Origin of the sequence: Pseudomonas spartinae (assembly GCF_965197125.1) — a bacterium.
GTDB lineage: Bacteria > Pseudomonadota > Gammaproteobacteria > Pseudomonadales > Pseudomonadaceae > Aquipseudomonas > Aquipseudomonas composti_A.
Window position 1 is genome coordinate 290,450 of sequence record NZ_CBDAMB010000006.1, and the last position, 16,658, is coordinate 307,107.

Here is a 16,658-nt window from a genome sequence, read left to right on the forward strand (position 1 = left end):
ACACCGCATGCTGATCGCCGTCGCCATCTTTCTGTTCACCCTGATTCTGGTCATCTGGCAGCCGCGAGGCCTGGGCGTCGGCTGGAGCGCCTCGCTCGGCGCCGTGCTGGCCCTGGCTGCCGGTGTGGTCAGCTTCGCCGACATCCCCACCGTATGGGGCATCGTGTGGAACGCCACGGTGACCTTCATCGCTGTGATCATCATCAGCCTGCTGCTCGATGAAGCCGGCTTCTTCGAGTGGGCGGCGCTGCATGTAGCGCGCTGGGCAAACGGCAGCGGCACGCGCCTGTTCGCCTTCAGCATCCTGCTCGGCGCGGCGGTGTCGGCACTGTTCGCCAACGACGGCGCGGCGCTGATCCTCACCCCCATCGTCATTTCCATGCTGCTGGCGCTGCGCTTCTCGCCGGCCTCGACCCTGGCCTTCGTCATGGCCGCCGGCTTCATCGCTGATACCGCCAGCCTGCCGCTGGTGGTGTCGAACCTGGTCAACATCGTCTCGGCCGACTACTTCGGCATCGGCTTTGGCGCCTACGCCGCGGTGATGGTGCCGGTGAATATGGTCAGTGTCGCCGCCACCCTGCTGGTGCTGTGGCTGTTCTTCCGTCGCGACATTCCGGCGCGCTACGAGGTGGCGGCGCTGCAGGCGCCCAACCAGGCGATCCGCGACATCGCTACCTTCAAGGTCGGCTGGGCAGTGCTGCTAGCGCTGCTGGTCGGGCTGTTCGCCCTGGAGCCGCTGGGCATCCCCATCAGCGCCGTGGCCGCGGCCTGCGCCGCGTTGCTGTTCGCCGTCGCTGCACGGGGCAAACGCATCGCCACCGGCAAGGTGCTGCGCGAGGCGCCCTGGCAGGTGGTGATCTTCTCCCTCGGCATGTACCTGGTGGTCTACGGCCTCAGTAACGCCGGCCTGACCGCCGAGCTGACGCGCCTGCTCGACGCCTTCGCCGGCTATGGCATCTGGGGCGCGGCGCTGGGCACCGGCCTGCTCAGCGCGCTGCTGTCGTCCTTGATGAACAACATGCCCAGCGTGCTGATCGGGGCGCTGGCCATCGATGCCGGCCAGGCCAGCGGCGCGGTGCGTGAGGCGATGATCTACGCCAACGTGATCGGCTGCGACCTGGGGCCGAAGATCACCCCCATCGGCAGCCTGGCCACCCTGCTCTGGCTGCATGTACTGGCGCGCAAGGGCATCCGCGTGACCTGGGGTTACTACTTCAAGGTCGGCATCGTACTCACCCTGCCGGTGCTGCTGCTCACCCTTTCGGCCCTGGCCCTGCGCCTGAGCATCTAATCTGGAGCCTTCAAGATGAAAGTCCTGTTCATGTGCACGGCCAACAGTTGCCGCAGCATCCTCTCCGAAGCCCTGTTCAACCACCTGGCGCCGAGCGAGCACCAGGCGGTGAGCTCCGGCAGTTTTCCGCGCGGCGAGGTGCTGCCGCTTACCCTGGTCACCCTGCGTGAAGCCGGCATCGCCACCGAGGGCTTGAGCAGCAAGGGCAACGACGCCTTCGAAGGCTGCCCGCCGGATATCGTCATCACCGTCTGCGACAAGGCGGCCGGCGAGGCTTGCCCGGTGTACTTCGGCCCGGCGCTGAAAGCCCACTGGGGCCTGGAAGATCCGTCCCACGTGGAAGGCGACGAGGCCACCATCAACGCCGCCTTTCACGCCACCCTGGCGCATATCGAAGCACGCTGCCGCGCCTTCCTCGCCCTGCCCCTGGCGGACATGAGCCGCAACGAACTGCAGCAGGCGCTCAACCGTATCGGCCAAGAGTGAGGACGCACGCATGAATGAAGACCTGCCCAATCTCGACCTAGACCTGCTGCCGGCCCAACCTAACGACTCGGCCACGGCGCCGCGCATCCTGCTGCTGTACGGCTCCACCCGGCCGCGCTCATTCAGCCGCCTGCTGGTGCAGGAAGCAGCGCGCCTGCTGCAGCATCTGGGCTGCGAGACGCGCATCTTCGACCCGTCCGGCCTGCCGCTGCCGGACGACGCCCCCGTGGAGCACCCAAAAGTGCAGGAACTGCGCGATCTGATGCAGTGGTCCGAAGGCCAGGTGTGGTGTTCGCCGGAACGCCACGGCGCCATGTCGGCGGTGTTCAAGGCGCAGATCGACTGGGTGCCGCTGGCCATGGGCGCGGTACGTCCGACCCAGGGCAAGACTCTGGCGGTGATGCAGGTCTGCGGCGGCTCGCAGTCGTTCAACGTGGTCAATCAGCTGCGTGTGCTCGGCCGCTGGATGCGCATGCTCACCATCCCCAACCAGTCATCGGTGCCCAAGGCCTTTCTCGAATTCGGCGACGATGACCGCATGCAGCCCTCGCCCTACTACGACCGTCTGGTGGACGTGATGGAAGAACTGGTGCGCTTCACCTGGCTGCTACGCGACCACCCCGAGCTGGTGAATCGCTACTCCGAACGCAAGGAATCGGCCGAGGCGCTGTCGCAGCGGGTCAATCAACGCAGCATCTGAAAATAGTGAGAGGCGCTTGAGCGGTGACAATCGCGGCTCAAGCCGCTCCTACGCGGTGGAGCCGCCGCCTGATCAGGCGGCAGCCACGTAGAGCGGCGAGGCAGCCAGGTACAGCATGACCAGCAGCGCGCCCAGGATCAGCCCATTGAGTTGAATCCGCCGCACTTTGCCCAGGCCGGCAAACTCCTTGGCGACACTCGACACGAAGATGGCCCCTACCACCAACATGGCTGGCATGGAGACCAGCATGTCGGCAAGCCAGCTGTTCATCAGTCGCTCGCTGCCCGGGTAGAGCTCCTGGCTGATCGCCATATAGCTGGGCCTGGCGCCGACCATACCCCAGTATGCTGCCACGGTGATCAGTTGCAGCAGCAGCAATGCCAGGTTGCATAGCGTTTTCAGGCGCGGGAAACGACCGGGATCACGGTTAGCCACAGAGCAGGCTCCCATTCTGGGTTTGCCCCATCATGTCCTTGATCACACCGCGCACCTTGGTGTCGGCCAGCTGTCCACCACTCGACTCGACCTGCACGCGGCTCAGCGAAAAACTGGCTTCGTTGTTGGCGTCATAGATGGTGAACGCGACGTCCACGCTGCCACCGAACAGCAGCGTCCCTTTGAGCTCGATTTCCCCCAGCTTGCCGACCAGCGATGAACGACTGCACAACCAGGCATGCTTGCTCGCGTCGATATTCATCCAGGAGGTCTCGATATGACCGGCGATCAGCGTACCGCTGTTGCCACCGATCTCTGGCCCGGTGGCGATACCGAACACCTGAGGCTTCTCGCTACTTGAGCGCCGAATCTGTATGTAGACGCCACTGAATAGATTGAAGCCAATGCTGGTCTTGGGGATGGCCGCGCCGATGCCGCTGGCCAGTATTTTCATTTCCATTACATGTTCCCTATGTAGATTTGAATCAGCTGCGGAGCTTGGAACAATGCAGCCCGTTTTGCCATGAACGAGCACACAAACAGACGCCCCTCAGCCGCCAAGCGCTTGAGACCTTCCAAACCAGCATTGGTGCCGTGCGATCAACACCGGAAACAACGCTGATGCACCAGATCAACTGAGCAGGCAGCCGGCGGGTAGCACTGATAGGCTGCGCACATGAATCTCGCCGCTCGACTCCGGACCATCATCAACACCGACCCTAGGCGCCTGCGCATCCTGCAACAGGTGCGCGAACTGGACCTGCCCGATTGCTGGGTAGCCGCCGGCTTCGTGCGCAGTGCGGTCTGGGATCATCTGCACCAACGCTCAGGCTCGCCGCTGCCGACAGACATCGACGTGATCTGGTTCGACCGCAGCCAAACCTTCCCTGCTCGCGACGCGGAGCTGGAGGCGATGCTGCGCCACCGGGACGAGTCACTGCAGTGGTCGGTGAAGAACCAGGCACGCATGCATCTGCGCAACGGTGATGCGCCTTACGCCTCGGCGACCGAAGCGATGCGGCATTGGCCGGAGACTGCGACGGCGGTGGCCGTGCGGCTGGACCAGCAGGATGGGATACAGGTAGCCGCACCACTTGGCCTGGAGGATCTGTTCAACCTTATCGTGCGCCCGACCGGAAGGTTCAAGGACGAGAAAAAGCCGATCTACCAGGAACGCTTGCGCAGCAAGAACTGGCTGGCCACCTGGCCGAAATTGAAGGTGCTGCCGTAGGGTGGATGACGCTTCATCGATCCACCGGTTGGTGGATGAAAAAAGCATCATCCACCCGACGGTGCAAACACCGTGGGAGGCGCTTCAGCGGCAACAATCGCGGCTGCGACTGCATGGATGCAGGAGGTAGAGCGAAGCAGGATGCCAGAGCCGAAAGCCGCTCCTACAAAGCTGGCGTAGCCTGGGTAGAGCGCAGCGAAATCCGGGAGCGGATTACCCGGGTTTCGCAGTGCTCTAACCAGGCAGGCTAAATGTCCACATGTCCACCCGCTGGTGGATGTAAAGAGCGACATCCACCCTACGCCTCTCCCACAAAACCGGTCAGATACCGGCGACCACCGCGCAGATGCCCTGCGCGGAATCGGCGAACTGGCTGCACAGGTGATTGATGGAGGTCACCAATACCTGCTCGGGCGAGGAGATGAAATCCACCGACATCATCACGCTGAGCATGGTGATGGTGACGATGGAGAAGGTGAACAGCTTGCGCGCCCACACTCGGTCATCCACGGCCTTGTAGCCCGACACGCCCATCCACAACCAGTAGGCACCGCTCAGCGCGGCGACCACGAAGTAGCTGTAGCCGGCGTAACCGCTCAAGGTCAGCATCAGGGTCGCGACCACGAAGGCAGCGATGTACAGCACGATCTGCCGCTTGGCAGCCGAGATGCCCTTGATGACCGGCAACACCGGGATGTTCGCGGCCTGGTAGTCATTGAAACGGAAGATGGCGATGGCATAGGAATGCGGCATCTGCCACAGGCTGAATATCAACAACAGGATGGCGGCGCCGGCATCGAACTCGTTGCTCACCGCGCAGTAGCCGACCACGGGCGGAGCCGCCCCGGACAGACTGCCGACCAGGGTGCCGTACACCGAGCCACGCTTGAGCCACAGGCTGTAGAGGCCGACGTAGACCACGAAGCCCATCAGCACCAGCATCACCGCCAGGGGGTTGGTGGCGGCGTACAGCACGGCCACCCCCGCTACCCCGAGCACGCAGGCATAGACGATGGCGTGTGCAGGCGATACCAGCCCCTGCGCCAGGACCCGGTTACGGGTCCGCTCCATCTTCTGGTCGATGTCCCTGTCGATGTAGTTGTTGAACACGCAGCCTGAGGCGATCACCAGCGAAACGCCCAGCGCTGTCGCGAAAAACAGCGCCAGGTCGGCATCGCCGCGCGAAGCCAGGAAGAAACCGCCCGTGACGGAAATAAGATTCCCGAAGACGATGCCCGGCTTGGCGAGGTTGAGGTACTGCTTCAGGAGCGCCAGCATCAGTTGATCATCATGTGATAGTGCATGCTCCACATGATCCAGACCGACAGGCCGACCACGAACGCGATGACCAGCACGGTGAAAATCATCGAAATCACGTTCCAGCGGCCTTCTTCATCGGTCTTCATGTGCAGGAAGTACACGAGGTGGACGAGCACCTGCGCCAGGCCGAACAGCACCACGGTGATCAGGGTCGCGCCACGGCTCAGGCCCAGCACGTCAGGATGCATGACCAGCATGAAAGGGATCACGGTGAGGATCACCGACAGGATGAAACCGGTCAGGTAATCCTTGAAGCCCACGGCGTGGGCGGCGTGATTGTCTTGGTGAGCCATTTACAGCACCCCCATCAGGTAGACGACGGTAAACACGCAGATCCACACCACGTCGAGGAAGTGCCAGAACAGGCTGAGCAGCCCCACGCGCGTCTTGTTGGTGTCGGTCAGGCCGCGAGTACCGACCTGCAGCATCAGCACCAGCATCCACAGCAAGCCGGCACTGACGTGCAGGCCGTGGGTGCCGACCAGGGTGAAGAACGCCGACCAGTAGGCGCTGGTCTGCGGGCCTGCACCTTCATGGATCAGGTGACGGAACTCGTACAGCTCGATGCTGATGAAGCTCACCCCGAACAGGAAGGTGATGCCCAGCCAGCGCAGCACGGCGGCCTTGTCGCCGCGATAGGTAGCGAGCATGGCCATGCCGTAGGTGATGCTGGAGAACAGCAGGGCGAAGGTTTCCACCAGCACCAGATGCAGGCCGGGCCTGAGCATTTCCTTGGCGGTGGGGCCACCGGCGAAGGAATTGCTCAACACCGCGAAGGTGGCGAACACCGTGGCGAAGATCAGCAGGTCGGTCATCAGGTAAACCCAGAAGCCGAACAGCTTGATGCCACTGGTGTCGTGGTGGTGCTCATGGCCATCGTGGCCATGAGCGTCATGTGAATAGTGGGGTTCGTAAGCGGTCATGGTTAGGCCTGTACGACTGCGGTGGCTTTGGTTTGGTGATGCGCCTGCTCGATCCGCGCGATCTCTTCGGGCTGCACGTAGTAGTCGATGTCTTCGTCGTAGGAACGCACGATGAAGCTGACCACGGCGCCGACCAGGCCAACGATGGCGAGCCACCAGATGTGCCAGATCATGGCGAAACCGAACGCGATGATGAAACCTGCCACCACCACACCGTTACCGGTGTTCTTCGGCATGTGGATCGGCTCGTAGTGCTCAGGCACCGGCATCAGCTCGACCCCGTTCTTCTTCGCCTCGTAGAAGGCGTCGATCTTGTCCGCCGTCGGGATGACCGCGAAGTTGTAGAACGGAGGCGGCGAGGAAGTCGCCCATTCCAGGGTGCGGCCATCCCAGGGGTCGCCGCTCACATCGCGGTTTTCCTTGCGCTTGATGTAGCTGGTGACGAACTGCACCACGGTGAACACGATGCCGATACCGATCAGCACAGCGCCGACCACGGCCACCTGAATCCACGGTACCCAGGCCGGGTTGTCGAAGTGGTTCAGGCGACGGGTCATGCCCATGAAGCCCAGTACGTACAGCGGCATGAAGGCGAAGTAGAAGCCGAGCAACCAGCACCAGAAGGAGTAACGGCCGAAGCGGTCGATCAGCTTGTAACCGAAGGCTTTCGGGAACCAGTAGATGATGCCGGCCAGGTAGCCGAACACCGCACCACCGATGATCACGTTGTGGAAGTGGGCGATCAAAAACAGGCTGTTGTGCAGCACGAAGTCCGCCGCCGGTACCGCCATCAGCACACCGGTCATGCCGCCGATGGAGAAGGTCACCAGAAAGCCCAGGGTCATCCAGGTCATGGCGTTGAGTTGCAGCCGGCCACGGAAGATGGTGAACAGCCAGGTGAAGATCTTCACCCCGGTGGGGATGGCGATGATCGAGGTCATGATGCCGAAGAAGGCGTTGACGTTGGCCCCCGAGCCCATGGTGAAGAAGTGGTGCAGCCACACCACGAACGACAGGATACCGATGGCTGCGGTTGCCCAGACCATCGAGGCATAACCGAACAGGGTCTTGCGCGAGAAGGTCGCCACCACTTCGGAGAACACGCCGAACGCCGGCAGGATCAGGATGTACACCTCCGGGTGACCCCAGATCCAGAACAGGTTGGCGTACATCATCGGGTTGCCGCCCAGTTCATTGGTGAAGAAGTGGAAATCCAGGTAGCGGTCCAGCGACAGCATCGCCAGGGTCGCGGTCAGCGGAGGGAAGGCGCCGCAGATCAGCACGCAGGTCACCAGGATGGTCCAGGTGAAGATCGGCATCTTCATCAGGCTCATGCCCGGCGCACGCATCTTGAGGATGGTGGCGATGAAGTTGACCCCGGTCAGGGTCGTCCCCAAGCCTGATAGCTGCATGCTCCATATGTAGTAATCCATCCCCACGCCGGGACTGTACTGAATCCCTGATAACGGCGGATAAGCCACCCAGCCGGTCTTGGCGAACTCGCCCAGGCCCAGCGACAGGTTGATCAGCAGCGCGCCACCGACGAACAGCCAGAAGCTCAGCGAGTTCAGGTAGGGGAAGGCCACGTCACGCGCGCCGATCTGCAGCGGCACGACGATGTTCATCAGGCCGGTGACCAGTGGCATGGCCACGAAGATCAGCATGATGATGCCGTGCGCGGTGAAGATCTGGTCGTAGTGCTCGGGCGGCAGGTAGCCCTGCCCGTCACCATGGGCCATCGCCAGGTGGGTACGCATCATGATGGCGTCGGCGAAACCGCGCACCAGCATGACCAGACCGACGAGGATGTACATCACGCCGATTTTCTTGTGGTCCACCGAGGTGAGCCACTCGCGCCACAGGTAGCCCCACTTCTTGAAGTAGGTCACGCCCGCAAACACAGCCAGACCACCCAGCGCCACGATGGCCAGGGTGATCATGATGATTGGCTCGTGGTACGGAATCGCGTCCAGAGTCAGTTTTCCAAACATATTCACTCCTGCACCTCCGCTGCATCGCGCATGGCCGTGCTGTGGGAATCTTTCAGGGTCACGTACTGGCCGAGCACCTTGTTGAACAGGTTGGGTTCAACCTGACCGAAGTAACGAATCGGGTAGATCGGGTAGCGGTGGTTGACCATCTCGCCCGGCTCGCCCACCTGCTTGAAGGCGGCGAAGTCCATGACCTCGGGCGACTGCTTGACCTTGTCGACCCACTTGGCGAACGCGTCGTCGCTGACCGAGTGAGTGGTGAAGCGCATGGCCGAGAAGCCTGCACCGCTGAAGTTGCCGGACTGACCGAAGAACTCGCCCTGCTCGTTGGCGATCAGGTTGAGCTGGGTGCGCTGGCCGCCCATGGCGTAGATCATCCCGCCGAGCTGCGGAATCGACAGCGCATTCATCACCGTGTCGGAAGTGATGTGGAAGGTCACCGGGGTCTTCTCCGGAATCACCAGCTCATTGACCACGGCCACGCCTTGATCCGGGTAGATGAACAGCCATTTCCAGTCGAGCGAGACGACCTCGATATTCAGCGCCGGCTTGTCCGATTCGATCGGGCGATAGGGGTCGAGCGAATGCGAGGTTTTCCAGATGATCACCGCCAGAACCGCGACGATGATCAGGGGCACGCCCCAGACGACCAGTTCGACCTTGTGCGAGTGCGCCCAGTCGGGGATGTAGGTGGCCTTCTCGTTCGACTCGCGATAACGCCAGCCAAACCAGAACGTCATGATGATCACGGGGATCACCACGATCAGCATGAGGCCAATGGAGATCAGGATGAGATTGCCCTGCTCGACACCGATCTGCCCTTTCGAGTTGAACAGTGCCCAGTCACATCCACCGAGCGCTGAGCAGGCAATCGCCATCAGCAACCAGCGCACACCACGATGGTATTTCTCTTCTTTCATGTCACGACCTTCAACTGAGTGATGTCCCACATTCGGCTTCAGTTGCCGTGCGGCCCATCGAGTAAAAGGCCGGCAGCGGAAACTCAGAGCTTGAGCATCCATGCAAGCGAAGCGGTAAAACCGTGGGAATCGCCGATGTTGCCGGCTAGAAGAGCCTCATACAATTCATTAGCGGCCTACTTATGAGCGGACTTACAGCACCCTCGCGACATGTTTCGAAACATTTACGCAAAGATTTGAAACATTTTGCGGCAGAACCCTGCAAAGAATCGCAGGGGTGCGACAAAAGACCACAGCCCCGTTTTAGAGCTGTTTGTCAGCAAATTGACAGGAATCAATGCAAAGCGAATCGACAAAAGCGGGCAGCGGCATTCCGCTTGACATCGACCAAGCAAGCCGGATGCCTCTTCGGAATCAACTGATCGAAGTCATCGACACTGAATGAGCCCCTGCTTCGTAGCCCGGATGCAATCCGGGGCCATCGGAGGCTGCCCAAAAGTATCGCGGCTGAAGCCGCTCCTACGGGGCTGGTGAACCTCGGCAGAAGCGGCCGTGCGGCATTTCGCTTCAGCCGCGATAGCTCCACCTAAACGCATGCGATCCAGAGCGATTCGATGCCCGCCCCCGGATTTCATCCGGGCTACGCAAATACAGCCGGCAACGGCTTCTGTGGAAATGACTGCGGCGGCCCGGCAACCCTCCACCTACCTCGTAGGAGCGGCTTCAGCCGCGATCGCTTTGCCTTCGTAACCCACATGCAATGCGGCACGCCTCGATATGTGCCCCGGATTGCATCCGGGCTACGCAATTGCGGCTGGCAACGCCTTCTGGGGAAATGACTGCAGCGGCCCGGCAGCCCTCCACCTACCCCGTAGGAGCGGCTTCAGCCGCGATAGCTTTGCCTTAGTAGCCCACGTGCAATGCGGCACGCCTCGATATGTGCCCCGGATTTCATCCGGGCTACGCAAATACAGCCGGCAACGCCTTCTGTGGAAATGACTGCAGCGGCCCGGCAGCCCTCCACCCACCCCGTAGGAGCGGCTTCAGCCGCGATAGCTTTGCCTTCGTAGCCCACATGCAATGCGGCACGCCTCGATATGTGCCCCGGATTCCATCCGGGCTACACAATGGCGGCTGGCAACGCCTTCTGGGAAATGACTGCAGCGGCCCGGCAACCCTCCACCTACCCCGTAGGAGCGGCTTCAGCCGCGATCGCTTTGCCTTCGTAGCCCACATGCAATGCGGCACGCCTCGATATGTGTCCCGGATTCCATCCGGGCTACACAAATGCGGCCGGCGCGGCTTTTGTGGGAGGGGCTTTAGCCGCGACAAGCATCGCGGCTTTAGCCCCTCCCACAGGCACAGGCAACCCTGCCCTGCTCCCCCGTACCTGCCTGCACCACTACTTCCAGGCGCAGTAACAGCCCACTGCCAAACCACTGGCCAAGGAAACATGGCGCCCCTGGGTCAGCGCATCGAGCACCGGCTCGACGAAGCTGTTGCTGGAGTTACACACCAGCCCTTCGCTGTAAGGCCCGGCATAGGCCAGCTTGCCGTCACGATCCCAGATCGCCAGGGCCGGGCTGGCTGGCAACGACTCCATGCCCTCGATGCCGGGCAAGGGCTTCATCCGCCCCCGCAGGAAAGGGGCGAGTTCACCCTTGCTGCCCGGCTTCTGCACGCTGTAGAACTCGACATCGGCGTTGCGGTGCAGGCCGATCAGGTAACGCAGATGCGCGTCAGTTTCCGCGTTGCAGGGGCAGTCAGGGTCCCAGAAATGCACCACGCGAATAGGACCGGGGCCGGCCAGTTCAGGCGGCAGCTTCAACTCGCCCTGGCCGAAGATCACCGTCTGCTCGGCATAGGGCCGCAAATACGCCGCGCCGCTGAGCCACCAGATCAACACGATTGCCGCCAACACCACGACAAAGAAGCCCAGCACAAAGTGCTTGAGCGTCAGGCGGCTGAACACACTCATGGTTTTTCGCCGAACTTACGCAGGAACTGCTTTTCCATTTCCTGGCAACTTTCCACGGTGAAGGCACGCTCACTGTCTGCGCCCTTGGTGCGCTCCCAGCAGGCTGCGATGGCCGCGCGCTCACCCGCTTCAATCTCGCCACCCTGCGGGCGGGTGACGAAGTAGATAAAACCGGCAACCAGCGAAATTACAAACAGCAGCCCCAACACAAACAGCCCCAGGCAGCCACTGCGGCTCAGCCCAGCGTTTTCATCTTTTGCGCTCATGTCTCACTTCAACCTTCACAGTGGAACCCACTTCGAATCGGGCGCCAGGCGCCCTACCAGGCCATTGAAAAACGTAGGCGAGGCAGGCAAGACAAGGCAAAAACGACCGAAAAAGCGCAGTTTACGTGTTGTAAATGAGCATTTTGAGGGCGTTTTTAACGCAGTATTGCCAACGCAGGTAGTTTTTCAACAACCTGCTACCCTGCCGCGCCGGCCCGGGCAGTGCAGCCCAGGCCACGCCAATCACGCATCAACCAGCGTCCACTGCTTGCTCAGGCGCTTGTCCGAAACCGCCATCTTGGTGCCCAGTTGCTGGGCGAACAGCGACACCCGGTACTCCTCCAGCATCCAGCGATACAGGGTGAGCTGCGGGTCGCGCTTGCCTTCCTGGGCATGTTTGGCAGCACGCGCCTTGTACTGTTCCCAGTAGCCGGTCAGCTCGCCCGTCCACACACGATCACGCTGCACCTGCGCAGCGACCCTGTCCAGGCGCTGCTCGATGGCCTTGAGGTAACGCGGGATCTCCTTGAGCCATTCGCCCGGCGTCTCACGCACGAAGCCGGCATAGACCAGATTGGCCAATTGCTGCTTGATGTCGTTGAGCGCCATGGCCTGGGCCAGATCGATCTTGCCCTTGAAGCGTTTCTGCAGGCCATGGTTGAGCTTGAGAATCTCCAGCACCTGGCGCGCGATACGCTCGGCATGCGCCGTCCAGTCGCCGCGCTTGCGCTCGGCCAGTTGCGCCAGGGCCGCACCGTCGCGCGGCAGCGTCGCCTCACCTTCGAGGATGCAGGCATCCAGGCTGGCCAGCAGGATGTCCTCAACCAGCGCCTCGACGCGACCGATATCGCGATACAGCAGGCCCAGTTCGGTCAGCCCCGGCAGCTTGCCGCGCAGGAACTTGGCCTGCTCGGCCAGTTGCTGCAACAGCAGACGCTGCAACGCACGGCGATGCTGGAAGTCGGCCTCAGCCTGGGTCGGGAAGCGCCCTTCCTTGACCACTCCAGCCTCCTCCACCAACGCCGGATAAACCGTCATGGAAAGGCCGGCGATCTTCTGCTGGGCCTTCTCGGCCACCTCGGCGAAGGCCTTGGCCTCCACCGTTTTCGGTTTGTCGCTCTGCTGCGGGATGGCCAAGGCAGCCTGACTGGCTTCGGCGAAACGTGCAGTCAGCTCAGCCAGGTCGCGGCCTTCACCGAGAAACTTGCCGCGCGCATCGACCACCTCGATATTCATCTTCAGGTGGCTTTCGATGCTTTCAGCCGCTTCCGCCCAGGCCTCGTCGGACACCCGCGCCCCCGTCATGCGCAGCAGCTCATGGCCGAGGGCCTGTGGCAACGAACCCTGACCAAACACCAGCTTGTCCAGCGCGGCGCCGACGAAGTCCGGCACAGGCACGAAGTTCTTGCGCAGCGCCTTGGGCAGGCCGCGCACCAGGGCGATGCACTTGGCTTCCAGCAGGCCCGGCACCAGCCACTCCAGGCGCTCGGGTTGCAATTGCGGCAACAGCGGCGCCGGCACGCGCAGGGTCACGCCGTCACGCGGGTGATTGGGCTCGAAGTGATAGCTCAGCGGCAACTGCAGCTCGCCGATGCGCAAGCTGTCCGGGTACTGCGCGGCGGTGATCTCCTTGGCATCGCGGGCCAGGGCATCTTCCTCGCGCATGATCAGCAGTTGCGCGTCGGTAGCGCTGCCCTTCTTGTACCAACTCTCGAAACTGGCAGCCTGGTAGATGTCCTGCGGGATGCGCGCCTCGTAGTAGGCGAAAAGGGTTTCCTCGTCGGCGAGAATGTCGCGGCGGCGCGACTTGGCCTCCAGCTCGTCGAGGCGTTCGAGCAACTGGCGGTTGGCGGTCAGGCAGCGCACGCGGCTGTTGATCTCGCCGCGCACCAGGCCCTCGCGAATGAACATCTCGCGCGCCACAGGCGGGTCGATGGGGCCGTAATGCACCGGGCGGCGACCGACGATGATCATGCCGTACAGGGTCACCTGCTCGTACGCCACCACCTGGCCGCGCTTCTTCTCCCAGTGCGGTTCCAGATGGTTCTTCTTCACCAGATGCGCGGCCAGCGGTTCGATCCAGTCCGGCTCGATCTTGGCCACCATGCGGGCGAACAGCTTGGTGGTTTCCACCAGCTCGGCGGCCATGATCCAGTTGGGCTTCTTGCGCCCGATCACGCTCGACGGGTGAACCCAGAAGCGCCGCTGACGCGCGCCGAGGTAGTCGCCGTCCTCGGTCTTCTGGCCGATCTGGCTGAGCAGGCCGGCGAGAATCGCCTTGTGCACGGCGGCGTAGTTCTTCGCCCGCACCGCTGCCTCGCTGGCCTCGGCCTGCTGGCGGGCGATGGCGTTGACGCGGGTGTCCTTGGTCGGCTCTGGGGGCTGCTGCTTATCGTAGGGTGGATGGCCGGAGCCATCCACCTTGGTCGACGCGTTATCCGTCTTACCTGCGCCCTTGCCGCTCAACTGCAGGTCACGGGCGATCAGCACCAGTTGCCGGTGCGCATCGCGCCATTCGCGCAGGCGCATGTAGTTGAGGAAATTCTTCTTGCACCAAGTGCGCAGCGGGTTGCTGCCCAGCTCCTGGCGTTTTTCCTCGAAGCCGCGCCACAGGTTGATCAGCGCGGCAAAATCCGAATCCACATCCTTCCACTGCGCATGCGCCTGGTCGGCAGCCTGCTGGCGATCCATCGGACGCTCGCGCGGGTCCTGCACCGACAGCGCGGCGGCGACAATCAGGATTTCCTCCAGACTGCCCTGCTTGGCACCTTCCAGCACCATGCGCCCCAGGCGCGGGTCGATGGGCAGGCGCGCTAACTGGCGGCCAAGGGGCGTGAGCTGGCTTTCGCGGTTGACCGCCGACAGCTCCTGCAACAGGTTGAAGCCGTCGCTGATGGCCTTGCCATCTGGCGGCTCGATAAAGGGGAAGTCCTCGATGCTGCCCAGGCGCAGGTGCAGCATCTGCAGAATCACCGCCGCGAGGTTGGTACGCAGAATCTCCGGGTCGGTAAATTCCGGGCGCCCGAAAAAATCCTCCTCGCTGTACAGACGAATGCAGATACCCGGCTCGACCCGCCCACAGCGGCCCTTGCGCTGGTTGGCGCTGGCCTGCGACACCGCCTCGATAGGCAGGCGCTGCACCTTGGCGCGGTAGCTGTAGCGACTGATGCGTGCGGTGCCGCTGTCGATCACGTAGCGGATGCCCGGCACGGTCAGCGAGGTTTCCGCGACGTTGGTGGCCAGCACGATCTTGCGTCCTGGCATGGGCGCGAAAATCTTCTGCTGCTCAGCCGGGGTCAGCCGCGCATACAGCGGCAGCACCTCGGTAAAGCGCAGGTTGGCCTTGCGCAGCACCTCGGCCGCCTCGCGAATCTCGCGCTCGCCAGGCAGAAACACCAGCACGTCGCCGGGGCGCTGGCCGACGCTGCGCTCGTGCTCAGTGATCTCGTCCAGCGCGGCGAGAATGCCCTGATCGATGGACAGGTCATCGAGCAGACGCTCACCCTCCTCGTCCACCTCCGCCGCCAACGGGCGATACCAGGTTTCCACCGGGTAGGTACGCCCGGACACCTCGATGATCGGCGCATCGTTGAAATGCTTGGAAAAACGCTCCAGATCGATGGTCGCCGACGTGATGATCAGCTTCAGATCCGGGCGACGCGGCAGCAGGGTCTTCAGGTAGCCGAGCAGGAAGTCGATATTGAGGCTGCGTTCGTGCGCCTCGTCGACGATGATGGTGTCGTACTTTTCCAGAAAGCGGTCGTGCTGGGTTTCGGCGAGCAGGATGCCGTCGGTCATCAGCTTGATCAGCGTGCCGTCCTTGCTCTGATCCTCGAAACGCACCTGATAACCGACCAGCTCGCCCAGCGGCGTACCGATCTCTTCCGCCACGCGGGTCGCCACACTACGCGCCGCCAAGCGACGCGGCTGGGTGTGGCCAATCAGGCCATGCACGCCCCGGCCAATCTCCAGACAGATCTTCGGCAACTGCGTGGTCTTGCCCGAACCGGTCTCACCGGCAATCACCACCACCTGGCTCTTCTCCAGCGCGGCCTTGATCTCGTCGCGCTTGGCGGCAATCGGCAGCGCGTCGTCGTAGCGCATCGCCGGAATGCTGCCGCGCCGCGCCGCCACCTTGTCGCTAGACGCCTGAAACCGCTCCAGCCACTGCGCCAGCTTGGCCTCGTTGGGCTGCTTCTGCAGCTCATGCAACTGCCGGCGCAAACGATGGCGCTCGGCAATCATGACGTGGTCGAGGTTGTTCTGCAGCGTGGCGAGGTCAGTCATCTGGATCGGGCAATCAGGGCAAAGGCGGGATTGTCGCAGATTACGCCCTAAGGCGTGCAGACCAGGCATCGAAGGAAGATGCGCGAGTATGCGTAAGGGAGCGGCTGTTTTTGGCCGATAGCAGTAGTTCACGAGCGGCAGAGGTCGGCCAGATCCAGTGAGCTCAGCGGCAGTTTCAATGCGGCATACGCTGTTTGGCGTAGTAACAGTCATTTAGATCAATGGCTTTCTGGTAGGACTCGCGACGTTGCGCCCGGTTGCTGTTGCCTAGTAACAGAAGGAGTTCAGCCTGGAAATCGCGACTATTGCCCTTTGCCATGCTCTTGCCCTGCGGCGCTGGTTCGCGGCATTCGGATACCACTGCGGGCTATCCCTGGTGCGCGTTTTTTTAGAGCGTTTTGGGCTGGGAGCTGACCAAGAGTCCTTGATCAGTCCTTGGATTTAGCCAATAGTTGGTCAGGCGATCCGATCGCCAAGCCCAATACAGCGGACGTACAGCATCCTGGGCTCATCAGCTTGCGCGGGAAGTGCTACAAGCCACTTGCAAGCCATAGGTCAGCAGCGCTGCCCTGTCACGTTCTCTCCCGCATCCATAACGACGAACCCACGGCATCCCTGGCTTGCGCCAATGTGACAGGTAGCTTTCGTCATCTGTGAATTTGACTCTTGTCGCTATTCCAGTCGCTCTTAAGGGAGAATCAACGTAAGCGTCCGCCGAACTCACCTTGCGTGATTCAGGCAGGTACCCACTGATGCGGCAGTAGTTGGCCGATCTCACTCGCCCGCTGCGTCGGCAGTCGTGTCAGCACGTCCTTGAGATAGGCATACGG

15 protein-coding genes are annotated in these 16,658 nt (G+C 62.2%); 4 read left to right on the forward strand and 11 right to left on the reverse strand.

Annotated elements, in window-relative coordinates:
* Window positions 1–7 precede the first annotated feature (7 nt).
* Genes ACN8M7_RS15695 through arsH form a run of 3 tightly spaced genes read left to right on the forward strand, consistent with a single transcriptional unit; the run spans window position 8 to window position 2,477 of the window.
* Window positions 8–1,291: an arsenic transporter gene (locus ACN8M7_RS15695; protein ID WP_490261363.1), complete on the forward strand. Its 1,284-nt coding sequence runs from the start codon at window positions 8–10 to the stop codon at window positions 1,289–1,291.
* A gap of 15 nt (window positions 1,292–1,306) precedes the next feature.
* Window positions 1,307–1,777 (forward strand): arsenate reductase ArsC, encoded by a 471-nt coding sequence (locus tag ACN8M7_RS15700; RefSeq protein WP_490261364.1) that lies wholly within the window; start codon window positions 1,307–1,309, stop codon window positions 1,775–1,777.
* Window positions 1,778–1,787: 10 nt separating this feature from the next.
* Window positions 1,788–2,477 carry an arsenical resistance protein ArsH gene (gene arsH / locus ACN8M7_RS15705; protein WP_490261365.1) on the forward strand — a complete coding sequence of 230 codons (690 nt, stop codon included), beginning with the start codon at window positions 1,788–1,790 and terminating at the stop codon, window positions 2,475–2,477.
* A 72-nt stretch (window positions 2,478–2,549) separates the two neighbouring features.
* On the opposite strand, the gene ACN8M7_RS15710 is transcribed toward arsH, so the two are convergent.
* Both ACN8M7_RS15710 and ACN8M7_RS15715 read right to left on the reverse strand, forming a co-directional pair.
* Window positions 2,550–2,912: a hypothetical protein gene (locus ACN8M7_RS15710; RefSeq protein WP_490261366.1), complete on the reverse strand. Its 363-nt coding sequence runs from the start codon at window positions 2,910–2,912 to the stop codon at window positions 2,550–2,552.
* Window positions 2,905–3,372, reverse strand: a complete 468-nt coding sequence (locus tag ACN8M7_RS15715) for a hypothetical protein (RefSeq protein ID WP_490261367.1) — start codon at window positions 3,370–3,372, stop codon at window positions 2,905–2,907. Before ACN8M7_RS15715 ends, ACN8M7_RS15710 begins: the two co-directional genes overlap by 8 nt.
* Window positions 3,373–3,588: 216 nt before the next feature.
* On the opposite strand from ACN8M7_RS15715, the gene ACN8M7_RS15720 reads away from it, so the two are divergent.
* Window positions 3,589–4,143: a nucleotidyltransferase family protein gene (locus tag ACN8M7_RS15720; RefSeq protein WP_490261368.1), complete on the forward strand. Its 555-nt coding sequence runs from the start codon at window positions 3,589–3,591 to the stop codon at window positions 4,141–4,143.
* Between the two features lie 321 nt (window positions 4,144–4,464).
* Here the strand turns inward: ACN8M7_RS15720 and cyoE are convergent, their stop codons facing one another.
* The 9 genes from cyoE to ACN8M7_RS15765 form a co-directional block, all read right to left on the reverse strand.
* A complete protein-coding gene (gene cyoE / locus ACN8M7_RS15725; RefSeq protein ID WP_061240255.1) occupies window positions 4,465–5,421 on the reverse strand; it encodes a heme o synthase in 957 nt (318 codons plus the stop codon).
* On the reverse strand, window positions 5,421–5,756 hold the full coding sequence (gene cyoD / locus ACN8M7_RS15730) for a cytochrome o ubiquinol oxidase subunit IV (RefSeq protein ID WP_061240254.1): 336 nt from the start codon (window positions 5,754–5,756) through the stop codon (window positions 5,421–5,423). The genes cyoE and cyoD overlap by 1 nt, the downstream gene beginning before the upstream one ends.
* Window positions 5,757–6,386, reverse strand: a complete 630-nt coding sequence (cyoC, locus tag ACN8M7_RS15735; protein WP_061240253.1) for a cytochrome o ubiquinol oxidase subunit III — start codon at window positions 6,384–6,386, stop codon at window positions 5,757–5,759.
* A gap of 2 nt (window positions 6,387–6,388) precedes the next feature.
* The gene (gene cyoB / locus ACN8M7_RS15740) at window positions 6,389–8,377 is read right to left on the reverse strand and encodes a cytochrome o ubiquinol oxidase subunit I (RefSeq protein ID WP_061240252.1); all 1,989 of its coding nucleotides are present in this window, start codon (window positions 8,375–8,377) and stop codon (window positions 6,389–6,391) included.
* A 2-nt stretch (window positions 8,378–8,379) separates the two neighbouring features.
* On the reverse strand, window positions 8,380–9,297 hold the full coding sequence (gene cyoA, locus ACN8M7_RS15745) for a ubiquinol oxidase subunit II (RefSeq protein ID WP_490261369.1): 918 nt from the start codon (window positions 9,295–9,297) through the stop codon (window positions 8,380–8,382).
* Window positions 9,298–10,699: 1,402 nt separating this feature from the next.
* Window positions 10,700–11,275 (reverse strand): DUF6436 domain-containing protein, encoded by a 576-nt coding sequence (locus ACN8M7_RS15750; RefSeq protein WP_061243266.1) that lies wholly within the window; start codon window positions 11,273–11,275, stop codon window positions 10,700–10,702.
* Window positions 11,272–11,541 carry a hypothetical protein gene (locus tag ACN8M7_RS15755; RefSeq protein ID WP_061243263.1) on the reverse strand — a complete coding sequence of 90 codons (270 nt, stop codon included), beginning with the start codon at window positions 11,539–11,541 and terminating at the stop codon, window positions 11,272–11,274. Before ACN8M7_RS15755 ends, ACN8M7_RS15750 begins: the two co-directional genes overlap by 4 nt.
* A 243-nt stretch (window positions 11,542–11,784) precedes the next feature.
* Window positions 11,785–15,828, reverse strand: coding sequence for an ATP-dependent RNA helicase HrpA (gene hrpA, locus ACN8M7_RS15760; protein ID WP_490261370.1), 4,044 nt, complete (start codon window positions 15,826–15,828; stop codon window positions 11,785–11,787).
* Between the two features lie 734 nt (window positions 15,829–16,562).
* A partial coding sequence (locus ACN8M7_RS15765; protein ID WP_143485438.1) for a transposase domain-containing protein occupies window positions 16,563–16,658 on the reverse strand: 96 nt, incomplete at its 5' end.